The sequence below is a fragment of the Methanococcoides sp. NM1 genome (assembly GCF_900774285.1).
GTDB classification, from domain to species: Archaea; Halobacteriota; Methanosarcinia; order Methanosarcinales; family Methanosarcinaceae; genus Methanococcoides; species Methanococcoides vulcani.
On record NZ_CAAGTW010000008.1, the window covers coordinates 37,777 to 57,766 of the forward strand.

At 44.8% G+C, this 19,990-nt stretch carries 23 protein-coding genes and 2 tRNA genes; 19 read left to right on the top strand and 6 right to left on the bottom strand.

The genetic code is table 11. The annotated features are described in order from the left end of the window. Positions 1 to 6: 6 nt before the first annotated feature. The 6 genes from E7X56_RS08925 to E7X56_RS08950 are packed head-to-tail and all read left to right on the top strand — an operon-like array spanning position 7 to position 4,095. Entirely contained in the window at positions 7 to 681 is a 675-nt protein-coding gene (locus tag E7X56_RS08925) for a DUF2953 domain-containing protein (RefSeq protein ID WP_135606429.1), read from the top strand. Between the two features lie 24 nt (positions 682 to 705). Then, entirely contained in the window at positions 706 to 1,665 is a 960-nt protein-coding gene (locus E7X56_RS08930) for a beta-ribofuranosylaminobenzene 5'-phosphate synthase (protein WP_135606430.1), read from the top strand. Between the two features lies 1 nt (position 1,666). Then, the gene (locus E7X56_RS08935; protein ID WP_135606431.1) at positions 1,667 to 2,689 is read left to right on the top strand and encodes an NOP5/NOP56 family protein; all 1,023 of its coding nucleotides are present in this window, start codon (positions 1,667 to 1,669) and stop codon (positions 2,687 to 2,689) included. After that, positions 2,690 to 3,376: a fibrillarin-like rRNA/tRNA 2'-O-methyltransferase gene (locus E7X56_RS08940; protein ID WP_135606432.1), complete on the top strand. Its 687-nt coding sequence runs from the start codon at positions 2,690 to 2,692 to the stop codon at positions 3,374 to 3,376. Between the two features lie 42 nt (positions 3,377 to 3,418). Then, positions 3,419 to 3,661 (top strand): DUF2769 domain-containing protein, encoded by a 243-nt coding sequence (locus tag E7X56_RS08945; RefSeq protein WP_135606433.1) that lies wholly within the window; start codon positions 3,419 to 3,421, stop codon positions 3,659 to 3,661. Between the two features lie 2 nt (positions 3,662 to 3,663). Next, positions 3,664 to 4,095: a rhodanese-like domain-containing protein gene (locus tag E7X56_RS08950; protein ID WP_244603474.1), complete on the top strand. Its 432-nt coding sequence runs from the start codon at positions 3,664 to 3,666 to the stop codon at positions 4,093 to 4,095. Positions 4,096 to 4,112: 17 nt separating this feature from the next. On the opposite strand, the gene E7X56_RS08955 is transcribed toward E7X56_RS08950, so the two are convergent. Beyond that, the gene (locus E7X56_RS08955; RefSeq protein WP_135606434.1) at positions 4,113 to 4,736 is read right to left on the bottom strand and encodes a carbonic anhydrase; all 624 of its coding nucleotides are present in this window, start codon (positions 4,734 to 4,736) and stop codon (positions 4,113 to 4,115) included. A gap of 125 nt (positions 4,737 to 4,861) precedes the next feature. Between E7X56_RS08955 and E7X56_RS08960 the strand changes: the two genes are divergently transcribed. From E7X56_RS08960 to E7X56_RS08970, 3 genes are all read left to right on the top strand, one after another. Then, positions 4,862 to 7,159 (top strand): PAS domain S-box protein, encoded by a 2,298-nt coding sequence (locus E7X56_RS08960; protein ID WP_135606435.1) that lies wholly within the window; start codon positions 4,862 to 4,864, stop codon positions 7,157 to 7,159. A gap of 10 nt (positions 7,160 to 7,169) precedes the next feature. Beyond that, positions 7,170 to 7,562, top strand: coding sequence for a response regulator (locus E7X56_RS08965; protein ID WP_135606436.1), 393 nt, complete (start codon positions 7,170 to 7,172; stop codon positions 7,560 to 7,562). Positions 7,563 to 7,753: 191 nt separating this feature from the next. Beyond that, a complete protein-coding gene (locus tag E7X56_RS08970; RefSeq protein ID WP_135606437.1) occupies positions 7,754 to 8,440 on the top strand; it encodes an HAD family phosphatase in 687 nt (228 codons plus the stop codon). On the opposite strand, the gene E7X56_RS08975 is transcribed toward E7X56_RS08970, so the two are convergent. Next, the gene (locus E7X56_RS08975) at positions 8,420 to 8,833 is read right to left on the bottom strand and encodes a PaaI family thioesterase (protein ID WP_135606438.1); all 414 of its coding nucleotides are present in this window, start codon (positions 8,831 to 8,833) and stop codon (positions 8,420 to 8,422) included. The two genes, E7X56_RS08970 and E7X56_RS08975, sit on opposite strands and share 21 nt — an antisense overlap. A 373-nt stretch (positions 8,834 to 9,206) precedes the next feature. Here E7X56_RS08975 and E7X56_RS08980 point away from each other — a divergent pair, with 373 nt between their 5' ends. Continuing rightward, the gene (locus tag E7X56_RS08980) at positions 9,207 to 9,629 is read left to right on the top strand and encodes a hypothetical protein (protein ID WP_244603475.1); all 423 of its coding nucleotides are present in this window, start codon (positions 9,207 to 9,209) and stop codon (positions 9,627 to 9,629) included. 17 nt (positions 9,630 to 9,646) lie between these two features. Here the strand turns inward: E7X56_RS08980 and E7X56_RS08985 are convergent, their stop codons facing one another. After that, positions 9,647 to 10,015, bottom strand: coding sequence for a hypothetical protein (locus tag E7X56_RS08985; protein WP_135606439.1), 369 nt, complete (start codon positions 10,013 to 10,015; stop codon positions 9,647 to 9,649). A gap of 225 nt (positions 10,016 to 10,240) precedes the next feature. Here E7X56_RS08985 and E7X56_RS08990 point away from each other — a divergent pair, with 225 nt between their 5' ends. The 4 genes from E7X56_RS08990 to E7X56_RS09000 all read left to right on the top strand — a co-directional run bounded on the left by E7X56_RS08990 (position 10,241) and on the right by E7X56_RS09000 (position 12,473). Continuing rightward, positions 10,241 to 11,263: an outer membrane lipoprotein-sorting protein gene (locus E7X56_RS08990; RefSeq protein ID WP_167879497.1), complete on the top strand. Its 1,023-nt coding sequence runs from the start codon at positions 10,241 to 10,243 to the stop codon at positions 11,261 to 11,263. A 198-nt stretch (positions 11,264 to 11,461) separates the two neighbouring features. Next, positions 11,462 to 11,983, top strand: coding sequence for a hypothetical protein (locus tag E7X56_RS08995; protein ID WP_135606441.1), 522 nt, complete (start codon positions 11,462 to 11,464; stop codon positions 11,981 to 11,983). 103 nt (positions 11,984 to 12,086) lie between these two features. Then, positions 12,087 to 12,260, top strand: a complete 174-nt coding sequence (locus E7X56_RS11805) for a hypothetical protein (protein WP_167879498.1) — start codon at positions 12,087 to 12,089, stop codon at positions 12,258 to 12,260. A gap of 93 nt (positions 12,261 to 12,353) precedes the next feature. Then, positions 12,354 to 12,473, top strand: a complete 120-nt coding sequence (locus tag E7X56_RS09000; protein WP_244603476.1) for a UvrD-helicase domain-containing protein — start codon at positions 12,354 to 12,356, stop codon at positions 12,471 to 12,473. A 145-nt stretch (positions 12,474 to 12,618) separates the two neighbouring features. On the opposite strand, the gene E7X56_RS09005 is transcribed toward E7X56_RS09000, so the two are convergent. Further along, on the bottom strand, positions 12,619 to 14,253 hold the full coding sequence (locus tag E7X56_RS09005) for a glycosyltransferase family 4 protein (protein ID WP_135606442.1): 1,635 nt from the start codon (positions 14,251 to 14,253) through the stop codon (positions 12,619 to 12,621). A gap of 385 nt (positions 14,254 to 14,638) precedes the next feature. Continuing rightward, positions 14,639 to 14,713 (bottom strand) — tRNA-Arg (locus E7X56_RS09010). A 216-nt stretch (positions 14,714 to 14,929) separates the two neighbouring features. On the opposite strand from E7X56_RS09010, the gene E7X56_RS09015 reads away from it, so the two are divergent. The 5 genes from E7X56_RS09015 to E7X56_RS09035 all read left to right on the top strand — a co-directional run bounded on the left by E7X56_RS09015 (position 14,930) and on the right by E7X56_RS09035 (position 19,067). Continuing rightward, positions 14,930 to 15,487 (top strand): hypothetical protein, encoded by a 558-nt coding sequence (locus E7X56_RS09015; RefSeq protein ID WP_135606443.1) that lies wholly within the window; start codon positions 14,930 to 14,932, stop codon positions 15,485 to 15,487. A 167-nt stretch (positions 15,488 to 15,654) separates the two neighbouring features. After that, positions 15,655 to 16,533: a branched-chain-amino-acid transaminase gene (gene ilvE / locus E7X56_RS09020; RefSeq protein ID WP_135606444.1), complete on the top strand. Its 879-nt coding sequence runs from the start codon at positions 15,655 to 15,657 to the stop codon at positions 16,531 to 16,533. Between the two features lie 44 nt (positions 16,534 to 16,577). After that, complete coding sequence (glp, locus tag E7X56_RS09025) at positions 16,578 to 17,795, top strand: gephyrin-like molybdotransferase Glp (RefSeq protein ID WP_135606445.1); 1,218 nt, start codon at positions 16,578 to 16,580, stop codon at positions 17,793 to 17,795. Positions 17,796 to 17,850: 55 nt separating this feature from the next. Then, complete coding sequence (locus tag E7X56_RS09030) at positions 17,851 to 18,942, top strand: GTP-binding protein (protein WP_091690160.1); 1,092 nt, start codon at positions 17,851 to 17,853, stop codon at positions 18,940 to 18,942. Between the two features lie 52 nt (positions 18,943 to 18,994). Then, positions 18,995 to 19,067 (top strand) — tRNA-Gln (locus tag E7X56_RS09035). A 435-nt stretch (positions 19,068 to 19,502) separates the two neighbouring features. Here E7X56_RS09035 and E7X56_RS09040 read toward each other — a convergent pair. Next, the gene (locus E7X56_RS09040; protein ID WP_135606446.1) at positions 19,503 to 19,721 is read right to left on the bottom strand and encodes a hypothetical protein; all 219 of its coding nucleotides are present in this window, start codon (positions 19,719 to 19,721) and stop codon (positions 19,503 to 19,505) included. Positions 19,722 to 19,990 lie beyond the last annotated feature (269 nt).

A 19,990-nucleotide genomic window follows, 5' to 3' on the forward strand; every position in this document is an offset into this window, starting at 1 on the left:
TTGAATATGTCACTTCTCATCTACTCGCTTAGCCTTTGCATTATTTTTTTACTGGGGCTTATCCTGTTCGCCCCGATAGACGTTGTTTTCAATGTAAAGGGAAACCTGAATGGTGTTCATAGTATCGTAGATGTGAAGTGGAGCTTTTTGTCGATGCGTTTCCCACGAAAGAAAGGTCTGGAAAAAGGACCTGTCCCAAAAGATAAGCCATCGGATGAGGTGAGTGAAGATGGTAGCAGGGAAGGTGATGAGGACGGGAACGAGGCTGGACCCAGCCTACTCGAGTCTTTCGATGATATTCGCTCAAAGGGCCGAATGGTCTACGGTATCAGCTATCACATCTTTCGTCTGCTGAAAAGCATTTTTTCCAGTATCCATATCCGTGAGTTGTCCTGTGATCTGGCTTATGGGTTGCCTGATCCTGCATATACAGGGATGCTTTGCGGATATCTTCATACTCTGGCCTCTATCGTTCACAGTGGCTGCAGGAAGTTCCATTATTCTGTTACTCCGCAATTCTTTGACGAGCAGCTGGATGTGAGAATGGCAGGTGATATCCGGTTCAGGATAGCTTCTTTTATTCCCCCTCTGCTGAGATTCATATTCAGCAGGAAAGTGCTGAGAACAGGCTGGTGGTTTGTGAAAAACAAACGCTCTTCCCGTTCGGGTGTTAGTGTTTAATATTATGAACGCTGATAAACGATCATGATAAAAATAAGATCTCCATCCAGATTGCATCTGTCTTTGATAGACATGAATGCAGAGATCGGACGGGTGGATGGCGGTGTAGGGATCACCCTTGATTCGCCTAACATCACACTGAGTGCTGAAAAGCATGATGGGATCGAAATAACGGGTGGATCAAGTCTTTCAGACCGGGTGTATGCAGCTGTAGAAGCTTTACTTCCCGAAGGTGAAGGAATAAAGGTCCATGTAGAAGAAGACATGCCTCCTCATGTCGGTCTGGGATCTGGTACCCAAATAGCCCTGAGCGCTGCAGCGGCAGTGAATGAACTTTACGGGCTTGGAATGAGCGTTAACGAGCTTGCGATCAGGGTCGGCAGGGGTGGTACTTCCGGTATAGGTGTTGCTTCCTTTGAGAAGGGTGGCTTCCTTGTTGATTGCGGGCATAAGTTCAGTGAGAAAGGGTCCTTTTCCCCGTCATCTGCCAGCAGGGCAGATCCTGCACCGGTAATTTTCAGGCACAATCTTCCTGACTGGGATATTATACTGGCACTTCCGGATTCCAAAGGAGCACACGATGCCCAGGAAGTGGATATATTCAAAAAAGAGTGTCCTATTCCTCTTCAGGAAGTGCAGGAAGTCTGTCATGTTGTGCTGATGCAAATGATGCCTGCAATTATAGAGGGCGATATTGAGAACTTCGGGATGGCCCTGAACCATTTGCAGACTGTTGGTTTCAAGAGGCGAGAGGTTGCTTTGCAGTCACCCGCTGTGCGAGACCTTATCGAGTTCATGCAGGACCTTGGAGCAGCAGGTGCAGGTATGAGCTCTTTTGGACCTGTGGTGTTTGGTGTTGTGGATCACAGGCGTATAGGTGAGCAGATAAAAAAGGAAGCACAGCTTTTCCTGGACGAGACCGTTGGCGGTAACGTTGTCCTGACACGTGCGAACAACTCCGGTGCAAAAATATGGAAGGATTGATTTGAAGATCATTACATGGTATGGGATCCTGACCCTTGAGGAAAATGGTGTTGCTGATTGTGAACTTTTCAATAAGGATGTCGATGAGCTTGCAGAAAGCTTACTCCACCAGAATGCAGCAGGTGCACGGGCACCTGAAGCAGGGTTTGATATCCGCGCTCCGGCGATTTCCTTCGGTTTTGTGGAAAATGACCGGGAATACGATTCCCTGCTTCGCGATGTGAGCATACGTGCAGGAAAGTTGCGTATTTCCCGCACCAACACACCGGACATGCGTATCATTCAGGCTGTTGAAGCACTGGATGATATCGATGATGCAGCAAATGCACTGTCCGAGCGCCTGTCAGAGTGGTATGGCCTGCATTTCCCGGAACTGGGATTCAATTCAGAGCAGCTTGCAAGATTCGTGAAAGAGCATGGTGCACGTTCCAACATACCTGTTGATGATCCGATTTTCGAAAAGGCTTCATCATCCATGGGTGCCGAACTTCCTCCTGCTGATGAGGAACTTGTGAAGCAGTTTGCTTCGAACATATGCGACCTGTATGATAACCGGCACAGTATCGAGGAAAGCATCGTCCGGAACATGGGAGCGATCGCTCCCAACCTCTCCAATATTGCAGGTCCCCTCATTGGTGCACGCCTGATCAGTATGACAGGCGGTCTTGAGAGGCTTGCACAACTGCCTTCCAGCACTGTCCAGGTAATGGGTGCCAGTCGGGCACTCTTCAAGCATCTAAGGTCCCGTGCTCCCTCCCCGAAGCACGGTTTGATTTTCAATCATCCACTCATCAAGAACTCTCCCTGGTGGCAGAGGGGTAAGATCGCACGTGCACTGGCTGCAAAGATCAGTCTTGCCTGCCGCACAGATGTCTATTCAGGAGAACTGAGTCCTGCTATAAAGACCGGTCTTGAGAAGAAGGTAAATTCAATAAAAAGTTCCAACCCAAAGCCTCCTGCAAGGGAGAAACCTTCCGGGAAAGGTCGGGGCAAGGGGAATAAGAATTCAGGGGGCAGGCGTTAAATGGCTGTAAAAGAACTTTCAGATGGCATTTTCGAAGTACAGAAAAGTGGTAAGAGGTTCATCGGCACAAAGAACGCAGTACCCGGTTCAGCTGTCTATGGGGAAAGGCTCGTAGAAGCGGAAGGGGACGAGTATCGCATCTGGGATGCCCGCAGAAGCAAGCTTGCTGCCATGGTTCTGAAGAAGATGAATATCCCGATCAAGAGGGATTCCCATGTCCTGTATCTGGGTGCAGCATCCGGAACCACTGTAAGCCACGTTTCCGATATTGTCACAGATGGCCTGGTATATGCTGTGGAGTTTTCCCCGCGAACCATGAGGGAACTGATACAGTTATGTGACACAAGACCGAACATAATTCCTATTCTTGCAGATGCTAACCATCCTGCTTCCTATGCACACATCGTTGAACAGGTCGATGTAGTCTTCCAGGACGTGGCACAGCCTAACCAGGCACAGATCGCAGCAGTGAACTGTGGACAATTCCTTAAAAGTGATGGTCACCTCCTTTTGTCTATCAAGGCAAGGAGTATTGATACTGTGGCAAATCCGGGAAAGGTGTTCAAGGAAGAGGTAAAGAAACTGGAAAAAGAGTTCAATACAAAGTTTCAGGTTCTTAAGAAACAGGACCTTGCACCTTTCCATGATGATCACCTCGGTTTGATCGCGCAAAAGGTCCTCAGATAAAGCTAATGGGAAGTATTCCCTATATTTTATGGGGGATCAATTATGTCTGATAGTGGAGAGGAAAAGATCGGCGGGAAATATTTCGGGATATGCCCTTCCTTCCATCATTCCAAAGCCTGTAATTGCAAACATTGTCCATCATCCCCGGGAGAAGGGTATATGTTCTGTGCAAGGGGGAACAAGTTACCTGTCCCTGAAAAAGCGGGCTGTTTCTGTAAGGAATGCTATGTTTATAGCCAGTTCGCTCTTGAAGGTGATTATTTTTGCAGAGGGGAGGGGAAATGAATATGGTCTCTGAGAAAATTGTACTGGTTTTTGCAATGTTGGTAATGTCCTGTCTCATTTTAGGCTGTGCTAATCCTGGTATATCGGATCCTGTAGATGAGGATGATGCTTCCACAGGATATACGGATGTGTCTGTACAGGAAGCAAAAGAGATGATCGATTCCGGGGAAGTTTTCCTGCTGGATGTTCGTACGGTCAATGAGTTCGAAACTGAGCACATCGAAGGTGCTGTGAACATCAATGTGAACGAACTTAGCTCAAGGCTGGATGAGGTGCCCCGGGATGAAATGATATTAGTTTACTGCCGTTTAGGTGCAAGAAGTGTCACAGCAAGCAATATTCTTGTTGATGCTGGTTACAATGATGTGTATAACATGCTGGGTGGCATCAACCAATGGAAAGCAGAGGGTTACCCGTACGTGAGCAGACCCTGACCTTACCCCGATTAATTTTATTTCCTCTGGTTGTATCCATCTGCCAGCTCTACGTTTACTTCAACAACCTCTGCGTTGGTGTGCTTAAATGTGTATCCTTCGTATATCTCAGGCAGTTTGTCTGCATCTTCCTGGGATGTGATGACCACTCCTGCAGGGACGTATCTGTTCTCGGGGACATTCGCACCGATCACGCAGGCTTTTGGCTCAAGTACTGAGTTCTTTCCGATCGTTGCCTTGTACACAAATGTCTGCATCCCTATGAACACGTCGTCAAAAACAACAGCCGGGCCGTGTACCTGTGCCTGGTGGGCAAGAGATACACGCTTCCCTATGTAGATCGAATAGTTCTTCCCGTCAACTTCGACCTGGTTCTCTTTTATCGGATTGCCATTCTGATCAATGGTCTGGCGACCGTGAAGGACAACTGCGTCCTGTACATTGCTGTGGTCATCGATCCTGATATCCTGTCCCTCATCTCCCCTTACGGAGGCATAGGGTGCGACCATAACTCTTTCGCCGATGGAAACTGCACCGATGACCGTTGCCTGAGGGTGTATGTATGCGGTCTTAGAAATATTCGGATGCTTGCTTTCCGGATTCCATGAAGTTATAGGATTTGCTTCAACGTTTTCTGGCATAGTATCACAGAGAATTATAATGGTTTTCTATTAATAATTCATTTCCCTCCGGTTAAAACCAAGTTTATTTATGCATTTAGGTAACTTAATATCCAATATCTGTGTTCTTTTCTTTGAGAAATAGTATGGGCAGATCTGAATATGAGCCGAAGGGAGTTGGTGGTATCAATGCTCCTGTATCTGATAGGTTGCTGCGTATCCAGCGAGACATAGGCATTGCCTTGTGTTCCAGTAGCAATCTGCTCACAAGCCTTGAACGGTTGCTGGAAACGACCCTTAACATTGGGGTTATTGATTGCAGTGGCATATATCTTGTAGATGAGAATACCGATGAGATCTATCTTGTAATGCAGAAGAACCTTTCAGATGAGTTCATTCGCAGAAATTCCCATTATAGTTCAGATTCTCTTCAACATGAGATCCTCGAAAAAGGCTTGCCATTTTATGGGGCGTGTTTTGATTTTACGGATAACATTCCTGTTGATCCTTTTACAAATGGTTTGCTTGGATGTGGCATTATTCCGATAACATATGGTGGTAAAGTTGTAGGCAGTTTGAACGTTGCTTCGCATAGCCATGATATCCTTCCCTCTGAAATTCAGGATTCTCTGGAAGCTATTGCTGTACAGATAGGTGGATTCATTGCAAGGATCAGATCCGAACTGAATCTGGAAAAAAGGCAAAAAGACCTGCAGAACCTGTTCGATAGTATTGAAGATCTTTTTTTTGTGATAGATCTAACTGGTCATATTATCGATGCCACCAAAAAGACAAGTGAACGTCTTGGATACACTCTGGATGAGTTGCGCGCTATAGGTTTGTTAGGTTTGCATTCTGAAAATGATCGTGATGTGGTCATGAAAGCCATCAGGGAGGTAGGTGAGAAGAAGCATGCTTCATTTTCTCTTTCCTTTATCACAAAAGATGGGCTTTCTATTCCTGCTGAAGTGAAAGTGACCCCGGGAAAATGGGGTGGAAAAGATGTCTATTTTGGAATATGCAGGGATATTTCTGATAGGGAACATGCTGAATACATGCTCAAAAAGGAAAAGGACAAGCTCCAGAACTATCTGGATATCATTGGCGTGATCATCTTTGTAGTTGATCGTGATCAGAATGTGATCAGCATCAACAGGAAAGGTTGCAGGATGTTCGGTCTCTCCGAATCCGATATTATTGGGAAAAAATGGTATGATCTTGGTTTTTCAGAAGAGTTCAGTTTCCAGGGTCGCAAAGCTTTCCCGAAACTAATGGGTGGCGATATGAACATCATGGAATATTCAGAGAGTAGCATAGTAACAGATGCGGGTGATGCACGGATCATTGCATGGCATACTGTAGTTCTGAGGTCTGTTGAAGGCGTCATCACAGGTTTGCTATGTTCCGGGGAGGATGTGACCGAGTTTCGGAACGCAGAGGCAGCCCTTAAAAGCTCTGAGGAAAAATATCGTGTTGTTTTCAATGGTTCGCTTGATGGGATCACTATTCATGAAAGGGACAATTACAGATTGCTTGATATCAATGACAGGGGCTGTGAGATGTCCGGTTATTCCAGGGAAGAAGTGCTGGGCAGGACTGCTGAGGATATTAAGGGGGGCAAGGCTCTCTACTCATTGGAAAAGATCATGTGGCTGATCGATTCAGCGTCTGAAAATGGTTTCGTGAGTGCTGAATGGAAGGCCCGGAAAAAGAATGGTGAACTATTCTGGACTGAGGTCATGGCAAGATCGGCTATGATCGGAGGTAAGGAATGCATAATTATCACAATACAGGATCTCACTGAGCGCAAGAACGCAGAAAAGGCGTTGATGGAGATCGAAGCGATGCGCAAAAAGGAGATCCATCATCGTATAAAGAACAACCTCCAGATAATCTGCAGTTTGCTCGACCTTTGTTCCATGGAGTTTGAGGATACGTCCGTGGTCCAGGCTTTTATGGAGAGCAGGGCCCGTGTTATGTCGATGTCATTGATCCATGAGGAACTTTACCAGTCAACGGATATGGAAAGCATCAATTTTGCTGATTATATCCAGAAGCTCGCAGCTGAACTTATCAGTTCATATTCTCTTGATAAGGACATTGAACTGGAGCTTAACGTCGAGGATATTTTTTTGAGCATGGATACAGCGATCCCTCTTGGGATCATCATAAACGAGCTGGTCACCAATTCTTTGAAACATGCTTTTCAGGGAATGCCAGGTAAGATATCTATTGATCTAAAGCATGGGGATGAAAATAGATTTATACTAATCGTGACTGATAATGGTATAGGTTTCCCGGAAGAAATTGACTATAAGAATAGCACTTCATTGGGCTTACAGCTGTTGAAAACTCTGGTCGACCAGATCGGTGGTACCATTGTTATGGACCGTACTTCCGGAACAGCTTTTACAATAATATTCAATGAAAATAGCAGGATATGAAGGTCACAAGATGAAAGGGGCAAATATTTTAGTCGTAGAGGATGAGAATATCGTTGCTTTAAGCATAAAGAACAAGCTTGAAATGATGGGATATTCAGTAGTCGGTACGGCTTCTTCAGGAGAGGACGCTGTTGTAAAAGCGGATCTGTTCTATCCTGATCTTGTGCTCATGGATGTCATGCTCAGAGGCGAGATGGATGGTATTGAGGCGGCTGAAAAGATCAGGGAAAAGTTCGATGTCCCGGTGATCTTCCTTACAGCATATACCGATGATAATACCCTTGAGAGGGCAAAGATCGCCGAGCCATATGGTTATATCTCAAAGCCATTCAAAGAACAGGACCTCAAATCCAATATAGAGATGGCTCTCCACAAGCATGAGAACGAGATCAGGTTAAAATAATCGTATGGATCATATATCTGCATGTGTTGCAGATTTTTCCATTCCGAATGTACATTTTTTGTTGGTATGTTATGGGAATGGCTTCTTTTAAGAAGCTATATCAATAACCTGTTGTATATGCTCCGTTCAGATCCGGGTTCAGATCCTGTATGTTGAGCTTTGGGATCTATTCATTTTAAAGGGTGTAATTTGTGCTAAAAGTTTTGATATTCGACATGGACGGTGTGCTGGTGGATTCGATGTCCTACCATACCGAGGCTATGCAGCATATCTTTGATGAACTGGGCATCAATATGGATAAACAGGACATCTACGACAAGGAAGGTTCGAAGACCGTAGAGATCGTCAGTTTCCTGCTTGAGAAGGAAGGGATCGACCCCCTTGATTTTGATGTCGATGGGCTGATAAGAAGATACAGGGCAGAGTTTGCAAGGATACTTGTACTTAAATCGTTCAGGGAAATTGATGAATGCCTTCCGATATTGAGGGAGCGTTTCATGCTTTCAGTGGTCTCGGGTGCTGACAGGAATATCGTGCATGATGTTATTGGCAGATTGTTCGACGATATTTTCGATATTGTTCTTAGTGGCGAGGATGTAGAAAAAGGGAAACCTGCACCCGATCCTTTCCTGAAGGTTGCTGAGATGCTCGACGTTGGCATAAGTGAGTGCCTTGTGGTGGAGAATGCACCAATGGGCGTGGAGGCTGCGAACAGGGCCGGTATGTTCTGTGTGGGTGTGCCTACTTATGTCAGTAAAGAGAGTATTATGAAAGCCGACAAACTGGTGGACGATCACCGGATGCTAAAGGATTTCCTGCTTGGACTTGAGCACCCGGAAAAGGAAGAGGTCGAATCCTTACGCTTGATCTATAAATGATTCTAAGGTCTGTTTTTTTCTGTATACCATTCCCTGGAAGATGGCAATGGTATTGCTGTTGTCGTCGGTAACTTCGATGGTATAGGTTGCGATTTTTGGATTCCTTGAGGTTTCCCGTGCTTCGGCTATCAGGGTTCCTGATGTTGCTGCGGTCACAAAGGAGATCGTTGCATTTATGGCAACTGCAACTGTACCATGGGAGTTGGCAGCAGCTGCAAAAGTGAAGTCTGCAAGGGTAAATGTTGCTCCTCCCTGTACGATGCCTACGCCGTTGAGGTGGTGCTCATGGATGTCCATCTTTGCTTTCGCGTAACCTTCTGAGACTTCCAGAAGTTCAACGTTGATATATTCTGCAAATCTGTCCCTTTTGAAGAACTCTTTTATCCGGTTCAATTTTCTCTCCTCTTTTTTCTTTAACAGGTATGTAAGTTGCTTGTATGTGCTATATTTTGGTTTCTATGTTTACTTATAAGAGTTTCATATCTTAGTAAAAACGAATACACATTTAGGAAAGTACTATCCATTAATGAGAACACGAAGGTACGTCCGCATAAACCCCCCAATTTCCACTGGAGATTGTAATTTGGAATAAGATATTTTGCACTTTTCGGATATATCTGTGTAATATTAGGCAAGTTCATGGGTATGAAGCTGACAAAACGGCAAATAGAATGTATTATAAAGGACAAAGGATAAGATTGTTTTAAGTAATTAATTACATTTTACTATAGTAATATTATTTTTCGTTGTGCAGGGAGTTATTAAAATGGGAATCGATTATTCGGAGTTCTGGGATGCAGATGAGTATGTTGTGGTAGATGACAAAATAAAACCTGCGATCAAGTGGGCATCCAATGAGCTGAAAAAGCGTGGTAAAACCGTCTATTATGTTGATCTTTCCAACAGGCCGGAACTGGATTCCATCAAGTCCGTAGGAGAAGTCCCTGATGGTGTTGAGAATGCAGTGATAGGCCTGACGACCATGGAACCTGCTGATGTCATGAAACAGCTCTTTGACAAAGGTGTTGTCAATACCTGGATCCACTGGAGGACCGACACGCCTGCTGTACGGGAGTTATGTGCTGACCATCGATGTTTTACGGGTAGGTGTCCAATGATGTACCTGGGTAATGATCTGAGCATTCATGGTGTACACAGGGCTATTGCCAAACTGATGGGGAATTACTGAGGTATATCCGGCAAGGTTTATTTGCCTGAACTTAGGGTCAGGACTCCTCCCAGAATAAGCATGGCACCGATAGGTGCCCACATCACGCTCAGTAATGCAAATCCGGCGATGGCCGGTATGATCATCAATATGCCTGCAAGCTGCTGATTCTTTTCGGCATATATGCCTCCTGCAATTCCCATCGCTCCGAAGATCATTATCAAGAGGCAGAATCCTGACATGATTATTTCGGGGTCAGAAATCCCAAATACAGAAGGCACCCCGTACATAATTACTCCTCCTCCTATTCTGAGGCCGCCTACCGTAACTGCAATCATATATGCGCCTGCGATGATCGCCAGAATACCACCTGCGATTCCTAATGCTCTTCCTTCTTTTCTCTGCATGATCCGACCTCTCTGTTACTCCTGAATTCTGAAATGAGACACTTCTATAAAACAATTTTGTACCACGTGCAAAACTTTTATTATGTTTGATTACATTGTTCAAATAATAACACAGATCTTCCGGAAGAAAACTGGTCGTGAATTAAAATGATACGTAATATGGCAAAAACCAAAAGTTTGTTTGTTTTCCTTTTGATATTTTCTGCATTTTTATCTGCAGGATGTGTGGATGATCAGATCTCAGCAGAAGAGATCGCAGAACAAATGCAACAGAAAAATGACCTTATTGAGGATTCCTCATTCACGTTGTATATGACAATGTCACTCATGGGTCAGGAATCCGTAATGGAGCAGGAGATGATCCAGAAAAAAGAGAAGATGAGGTCAGTCACTAAACAGCCTGCAGAACAGGCAGGTACAATTGTTGTTTCCAATGGTGAGACCATGTGGACATATGATCCACAGCAGAACTCGGTCCTAGTCATGGAAATGCCGGATATTGATCTGGATCAGGAAATAAATTATGTTGATCTTATTGCGAATTTCCTTAATGAAAGCGATGTCTCTTTTTCTGGAATGGAAAAGATCGACGGCAGGGATACTTTCATAATGATCCTGGAGCCAAAAGAGGAAGTTCCATCTGCAGGTCCATTTACCGGCAATATCAAGGTCTGGGTCGACGAAGAGACCTGGATGCCACTGAAGTATGATATGTATGATACCGATGGAAACGTAATTGTTTCAGTAGAGGTCCGCAATTTGCAGGTGAATGCCGGTATTTCAGATGAAGTGTTCGAGTTCGAGATCCCTGAGGGTGCAGAAGTAAGTACCATTAACATGAATGAGTTCGCACTTCCTGAGGAGATGACATTAGAGGAAGCACAGGAAAAAGCAGATTTTGAGATCCTGCTCCCATCCTATATCCCGGAGGGCTATGAGTTCGATCATGCATTACTGTTCGATAATAGTGAGTTCGCATCCGGGAAACAGGTTATGCAAAGAGTTACCCTACTGTACACGAATAGTGATTCAAGGTTGCACATAACTGAGGTATTCTATGAATCCGGTTTCCCCGGACCAACGGAGTTCTCTGTTTCAGAGAACGTTGATGTCAATGGTTCTCCCGGAGATTTTGTCGAAGTTTATGGAACTAACATGCTTCGATGGGATGTGGATGATATTGAGCTAATGATAAGTGCTTCCTTGGATAAGGATGAGTTGGTGGAGATCGCAGGATCGATGAACTGATATTAATATTCGGGCATCCGGTCTTTTTGGGTCGGCTGCCCAAGCATCGCATGGATTGTTAATGTGTGGCTGGAGCTTCAATGGTTACAATAATCGTGTTTTTGCAGAACTTACCGGGGCGCAGGATGGCTGGGTAACTGTGAAAGGGCGGGTAGTGACCGGCGAAGGTGTGTACAAATAACGAGGTCAGGTGGTAAAATGGATCGTATTTCTGAGAATAAACTGGTCGTTGGGGTGGTAGCGGTACTGGTAATACTGGCTTATTGCTACTACATAGGGCAGTTGCTCTCAGGAGTTTTGATCGCTTTATTGGTTTGCGTTATCCTTTTGGTCCCGGTCAGGGAATTTGGAGGTCCCAAAGCATCAAAAAAGGCTCATGTTCAGGAGGAATTTGAGGGTGAGGTCCTAGGTGATTCAAGGGTATCTGAGAAAGCAAAATTCTTTATCGGCATTCCGCTAGGTCTTGTATTCGGGAAGATATTCAGCAGATATGAGAGTATTTTCACCGTCAGGGGTGAAAACAGGACCGTGGTCGTAGTTTATCCCGGTATCTGTCCGGTCTCAAAGGATGACAAAGTCCGGGTATTTGGAACCTGGTATGAGGGAGAAAATGTTGGCATTAAAGGGAACTTTGTCAGGGCCAGCAGGGTATTGGATGAAAGTTCAGGACTTGTATTCGTGCTGAAAGACCAATTAACAAAAGAGAAGATGTCTGAATGAGTTTTCAGAAATTGCTTAGCAATTGGGTCCCGGGAAGGTCGAATGAAAGCCATACACATAATGTTCATTCTCTTATTGTTCCTTGCATTTACATCCATTGCAAATGCTGTATGATCTTGAAGTAGTAGAAAACCCATGTCAGGCAGGTCTGTCTGTTATTCTCATGGGCAACACTGTAGATGATTTCATGAGGCAGATGGAACTTAAGATCTCAAGAAGGGTCAGGCTGGGGGCAATAAGCATTATTCGCCTGAGGTCGATACCCTTGAGAAAGTGATTACAAGCATCAGGTCAACCTGATGTTTTTTTTATTTTCATCAAAAGATGACGCTAACACAAAGCAAAAGCAAAAGCAAAGCTCAACACTAACTTGGACATAACCAATTTTCCTCTTCTAATCCTGACAGGCCCTGGCTCAGGAAAGACATTCACCATCACAGGGAAAGTGGGCGACCTCATCGAAAAAGGTCTGTTTCCTGATAAACATTGACATTGACCTTCTCGGAAAAAGCAGCAAGAGGGATGCAGGAATGGATAGGGAAGTAAATTGATGAAAAAGCAATGGTTGAAGGGATGAAAAGGGTAATGCGTTTAATTAATAAGTAAAATCATGAGGTAGAAGCTTTAAGCGTTGATCACTTAAGATCAACGCTATTATATTGCTCTGGATCATCAAGTTGTTTAATGCATTCTCCATAGTAGCTTTTCATCAACATGTGCCAATCGTCTGTTACTTTTCTAAATTGAATTCCTCTCTTTTTTCCATTGTATTCCCACACACCGGCCTGATGGAATATTGATCCGATGTGACTTGATAACTGGGCTTCCGTATTTGTCCAACTAAGATTATTATAAAGGAATTTCCCAATTCCTTCTTTTTCGGTCCCATTTCTTAATTTTGCTACGTTATTTGACAGACCTTTCCACTGGTCATCTGCCATATAATTATCCAATTTACTCAATTCATCTTTCATTATGAGTTTATCAACCTTGAGATTTCCATTTAACGAATTAAATTCTCTACTTATGGAAAGGTTGAGATCACTATCAATTTTCCACCAAAATGTTTTTGCTTTTCCAAGTGTCGTCCCATGTATCCAATCATTTTGTTTATCCAAATTGTACGCTTCAATTGTCTTTTCTGCGATCTTGTGCCAGTTGAATTTGGTCTCGATAAGTTCTTTACCGGCTTTTCTCAGGCTGCCATTGGAGAGGTCATCAAGCACGTAATTTAAGCCCCATGAAATAGACTCCGGATCTTTGTAGACAAGGATACCATCAACAAAATTATTGATGATCTGGACCGCATCTGTTGCAACGATGGTCCTTTCAGCATCCCAACCTTCAAGGACAACTATGCCAAAAGGTTCGTTCCTGCTTGGAATACAGAGAATATCGCATGCATTTAACCAGTCCCTGGCTGTTTCATCATCTGCATACCCCAGGAAATGACAACGATCTGAAACATTTTGTGCATTTGCAAGATATTCACAGTGAGGGCGCATTTCACCTTCACCGATGAAGACAAACTGAGTATCCCAGCGATGATCCAACACTTTAGGGATCGCTTCAACAAGCAGATCAGGTCCCTTCTGGTAGCTCATACGTCCTATGAACAGAACAACCGGTGCAAGAGGATGTATCCCTAATCTTTTTTTCACTTCTCCGGGATCAACGTCCTTTTTAATTTTCCCATGAAAGATACCGTTTGGAACGATGGATATCTTCTCATCGGGTATTTGGTACAGGAACTTGATCTCATCTGTAAGTTGTTGTGAAGTGGATATGACCTTTATAGATTCATAGCCAGCTTTCCATTCCCTGTGGGATATTTCCCTGGCTTCCCACCAGTCCCCATGTACGTTACCGTTCCTTCCCCATTCGGTACTGTGATATGTGACCATAAAGGGTATCCCAAATTCATATTTGATCCTTGAGACCACATTGAAAGGATGCCAGTCATGGACATGCAATATGTCGAACTTGCCATATTCTTTCGTAACATCAAGGAATCTCGAGTACATTGAATCACACATGCTATCCATTTGCTGGACAATGCCTCCGTCAAGAGAATGGTCCACTCGATGGTAGTGAACTCCATTGACCTTTTCATATGGTTCAAGTTCATGATTTCTTGTAAATATGTGGACTGAATGTCCCTTCTCAGCAAGAGCTTCTGCAAGTTCGGAAACATGCGGAGCTATGCCCCCTACTTTTATCGAGTGTAAACTCTCCCAGGAGAACATCCCGATCTTTAAATTTTTCCCCATTTCTTTCAAACCCAATTTTTTATGTGCTTAAATAAGTATTTCTACACGTATTTAAATTTATCATTCAGAGCTATCTGAATAATTACCCCGAGGATATTTTACAGCCGGGTCAGGGAACATTGTATTAATGAACAATTCGGTATTTTCGCAAAACCCGCTGTCTTAGTTGTACCGGCTGGAGCATTAAGCAAAAGTAATCTCCAAGTTCAAGTTTTGAAGATGGAAAAGTAATATAATAGTGCATTTTGAGACTAAATACGGTCGTGCACCTGCATACAATGGTCAAAATCCAAATATTGAATGATGGGATCTATTCATAGCAAAAGTTCTATCTCATAAAAGTTAAAAAAGTCCTGTCAGATCAGGACTTTCCAAAGTGTTCTAACGGACCCGGTGGGAGTTGAACCCACGACCCCCGGGTTAGAAGCCCGGTGCTATATCCTGGCTAAGCCACGGGCCCAAAATGAATTTGGGCGGATGAGATACGACATGGGTGTTTATGCATAAAAGTCTTTTGTACAGGAGAGTTTTTCAGGCAAATTGTGTGCTTAAAAATTAGAGGTGTTATTTTTAGTACATTCGCAGTTGTAAAAATAAATTTATACAATAGAGTTAGTTTTGTTTAATGTATCTGTCCACATGGTCAGTACTTAATATACCAAAGGTGCCACCAATCATGTCAACAATCCTTATTCTAGGTCTTCTTTTCTTTGCAGTAATGACACTTTACAATCTGGCAAAAGCACTCAAAGAGAAGACCACTTACCTACCGGCAATCTTTGGTTTCCTCATGTTCATCTCAACTCTGCTTATCATGTTTGACCAGGCCCTGATCGGTGGGTTTGCACTGGTTATTGTTTTCCTTCTGTCTCTGTTTTACTCTAAAACGATCTCTGACATAAGGATGGGGCAATTCCTGAAAGGAATGGAGGGCATAGAGGACATTTCCTCTCCTGCTTTAAAGGATATCTTTAGCTTAAGGTTCTGGGGGGCCTATGCACTGAAAGAGGGCCCAAGAAAGGCGGCTATCGGCTATTCCTTATTCCAGACCGGTTTTATGGTCTTCTTTTTTGGAGTGATGGCGTTGTTCTCTGATTTATCCCTGAATATGACTTTTCTGGTGCCTTTCATAATTGTCATATTTGTAGTGGGATGGCGTGAGTATGAAGTGATATTCAGGAAATATTCTGAACAGCAGGATATGGAAAGTTCAACTGAGCAGGAAAACGCATGAATCAGCTTTTACGATAATTCTCATTTTCCGTTATCTGTTGCTTTAGTGTCATCTTTCATTGTTGCCGGATCTCAGTTGATACAAATATCCATATATAACATAGATAACATCAAGGATACAATATTTACAAAACGTACCTTTAACCGGTATTACTAAAGAGGATTCATATGAGCGAATTACTGATTTATTACAACGGTGAGTTTGTCACAAAGGAAAATGCAACGATTTCTATCTATGACCACGGTTTCCTGTATGGTGATGGTGTCTTTGAGGGGATCAGGGCATACAACGGTCGTGTCTTCAAGTTGCAGGAGCATGTTGACAGGCTGTATGATTCTGCAAAGGCAATTGCTCTTGAGGTCCCTATCTCAAAGGAAGATATGAGTGAGGCTATCCTTGAGACACTGAGGAAGAACGATCTCAGAGATGCATACATCCGTCCTATCGTTTCACGTGGTGTTGGTGACCTCGGTCTTGACCCACGCAAGTGTCCAAAGCCAAGCATCTACATCGTTTCACAGGAATGGGCTGCAATGTACGGCGATCTCTATGAGGTCGGTCTCAAAGCAATTACGGTCGGTATCAGGCGTAATGCACCGGATGCACTGTCCCCTAACATCAAATCACTGAACTACCTGAACAACATCCTTGCCAAGATCGAGGCAAACGAGAAGGGCGGCGATGAGGCTATCTTCCTTGACCAGAACGGTTTCGTCTCTGAAGGTTCCGGAGACAATATCTTCGTCATCAAGAACGGTAAGATCTACACTCCGCCAACCATCAACAACCTCAAGGGTATCACAAGGGCTACTGCCATTGAGCTTCTCGAGGAGCGCGGTTATGAGGTCATTGTCGGGAACCTCGGCCTGTTCGACATGTACACCGCAGATGAGATCTTCGTCACAGGTACCGCAGCAGAGGCTGCACCTATCACAAAGCTTGACGGACGTCCTATCGGCGATGGTTCTGTTGGTCCTATCACCAAGGCAGCGGTCGCTGCTTTTGAAGAGGTTACCGGCAGCACAGGCACTCCGATCTACGAATGATCATTTTACGATCATTCTTTTTTCTTTCTTAAGTTGAACTAACAATGCCACGGAAAATATTGCGGGACCTGCTCTCTATCGAGGATGCCAGGCGCCTTTTTGGAGGACTCGATGTCCTATCCCATGTAAGGTCAATGCCCATTGAGACTGCAACAGGTCGTGTGCTTGCAGAGGACATTATTTCAGCCATAGCTGTCCCGGATTTTGATAAATCCCTGAAGGACGGGTATGCTGTGCGTTCAGGGGACTTGCTTTCAGCAAAGGAAGGACCAGTATCCCTAAAGCTGGTGGGATTCTCCCCGGTGGGACAGCTTCCGCAGTACCGTGTGAATGAGTTGGAGGCCGCGGAGGTCGCAACAGGCGGTCCTATTCCTGAAGGTGCCGATGCCGTTGTAATGGTGGAGGACACTGAGCTTAAGGGCGACAATGTTCTCGTAAAAGTGACCGCGAGTGCAGGCCAGAACTTGATACATGCAGGCGTGGACGTTGCAAAGGGCGAGCGTGTGCTTCGCAAAGGCACCCGGATCGGAGCGCGTGAGGTCGGTGTGTTTGCATCCATCGGGAAGAGGAATGTGGATGTCAGGTCCATGAAGGTGGGGATAGTCTCCACCGGGAATGAGCTGACAGTTCCGGGAGGATCTCTTTGTCCCGGTATGATCTACGACTGCAATTCCTATTCGCTCTATGCAAGTGTTACGGACTCCGGTGCAGATGCTGTTCCCTATGGCATTGTGAGGGATGACAGGGAAGCGGTCAGGGAGGCAGTGGACAGAGCAATTGCCGAGTGTGACCTGGTGCTGACATCCGGCAGTACGTCAGCCGGACTTGATGATTTCATGTACAGTATCATTGAGGAAAAGGGCGAGCTACTGGCACACGGCCTTAACTTCAAGCCGGGAAAGCCTGTGATCATTGGGATCATAGATGAGATTCCGATCGTGGCCTTGCCAGGTCACCCGACGGCTTCGCTCACGGTGTTCTATGAGTTCCTGTTGCCGCTTGTCAGGAGATGCCTGGGCGCTTCGGAACCGGTGAAGCAGAGGGTCCGGGCAGTCCTCGGGGAGGATGTCATTTCCGAGACCAGGCATGAGCTTCATGCTGTACGGCTGGAGGGGGACAGGGTCTTCTCTGTCAATAAGACTTCGGCTTCGATCACCACTCTTGCAGCTGCGGATGGGTTCATTGAGATCCCTGCGGGTGAGCTGATGGTAAGGGAAGGAACTGAGGTAGAGGTCATACTTTTTGACGGGGTATGCAGGTAATTTCCGGGTCTCCTAAGGAAAATCTTTTTTATATTGAAGTTATGGTAGGGTGCAGATGAGTTTACACGAAGATATCCAGGCAGTCGAGGACGAGATCCGTAAGACTCCCTATAACAAGGCAACATCCCATCACATCGGTAAGTTGAAGGCGAAACTTGCACGCCTGAGGGAAGATGTGCAGAAGAGAGCTTCTGCTAAGTCCGGCGGCGAGGGTTATTCTGTAAGGAAGTCAGGCGATGCTACTGTTGCACTTGTGGGATTCCCTTCCGTGGGTAAGTCCACGCTCCTGAACAAGCTGACCGGTGCTAATTCAGAGGTGGGTGCGTATGAGTTCACAACCCTTGATGTGATTCCGGGTGTGCTGGATTATAAGGGTGCGACCATTCAGATATTGGATGTGCCGGGTCTGGTAAGAGGCGCCGCCAGCGGCCGTGGCCGTGGAAGGGAGGTCATCTCCGTGGTGAGGAACTCTAATCTTGTGCTTTTCCTGCTGGACGTGTTCCAGACCGAGCACCATAAGGTGCTGATGCAGGAACTCTACGATGCAGGTATCAGGATCAATATGTCGTCTCCTGATGTTACCATCAAGAGGATGGACAGGGGTGGCGTGATCATCAGTACGACCATGGAGCTTGAGATGTCCGACGACCTGATCAAAGCGATCCTGGGCGAGTACAAGATACACAATGCCCATGTCCTTCTCAGGGAGAACATCAACATGGACCAGCTTATCGACGGTGTGATGGCCAACAGGGTGTACATCCCTGCTGTGATCGTCATCAACAAGGTGGACATGGCCGACGAGGAGATCCTGGAATTCTGCAAGGCAAAGTTCCCGGATGCTACATTAATTTCCGCCAACGAGGAGAAGAACCTTGAAGCCGTCAAGGACCTGATCTACGATACCCTGGACTTCATCAGGATATACATGAAACCACAGGGCGGCCCCGCAGACATGGACGAGCCAATGATCGTGACCAACGGCGTGACAGTAGGCGATATCTGTGACCGCCTGCACCGCGATTTCCGTGATAAGTTCAGGTATTCCCAGATATGGGGTCCATCAGCCAAACACCCCGGCCAGCGAGCCGGCCTTGACCACATGCTGGAAGATGGCGATGTGCTGACCCTCATTATCCAGAAATGATCTGAAATTTTCCACAACAAATAAGTATTATTGTGCAATATGCAGGATGTGAAGTCCCGTAGGGTAGCGGTCAATCCTTCAGGCCTTTGGAGCCTGGGACCCCGGTTCAAATCCGGGCGGGACTATTGTACATTTTTTATGAATCCTCTCTTTTTCACTCAATAGTCATCCAATAAAGTTGGTATAACTTACTTGTATCAAAGCTATACCTCACATTTTATTTTCAAATACATTACTTGCGTGATCAAGCTAAGAGCAATGAGCTTATGAATCATTCTTGCAGGACTTTGTGCGTTTGAATTAAAGCTATTGGAACTTCGAGACTTTCAGTACTTCCAATTGTCATGGGCTAATGTTCCATGATTGAGTTCATCTCTATACAAACTCCACTGATGCAGGAACAATCCTGTGATCCTGTCTTTGGCAATAAGCTCACGCACAAAATGTCAGAAGTTCATCTATCTTTAATAACTTCTTCGAGAAGATGTCAAAACTTCCCTTTGTGAGAATCTTCCCATTTTTCAGCCATACTGGCTTGTATTCCCATTCATGGAAGAATATCAACAGTAAAGGGTCAAAATAATTCTTCCCGTTTTGGTTGTAAAACCTGATCTGTCTATGAAGAATAGCTCTCTTTTTGTTGATGCGTCCCTGCTCTTTAGATTTTTTTGGCCTGTGTTTTCTTCTTTTTCTCTTGGGAACTTCTTACTTGGTTCTTCGAAGGCTTCAGGATTTGTAAATTCCGTCGTTGTGTTATTATGAATATATTTATATATCATAATTAGTGTTACAATTATTTAATTTAGTATGAATAATATGGACATAGAATGATGTGTGACATCCCGGAACCGCCGCCAAGCAAGAATCCGGGATGTTCTGCATATTATCGAGGAGACAACATGCCTAAAATAGAACGAAGTATATTGATAATAAGTTTATTGCTTTTTCTGCTGTTTGTACCGGTTGTATCGGCAGAAGAAAACAACACTCAATTTGCATACTTTACTGATGCAAAAACCCCACATAATTTTGTAAACAACTCAACATA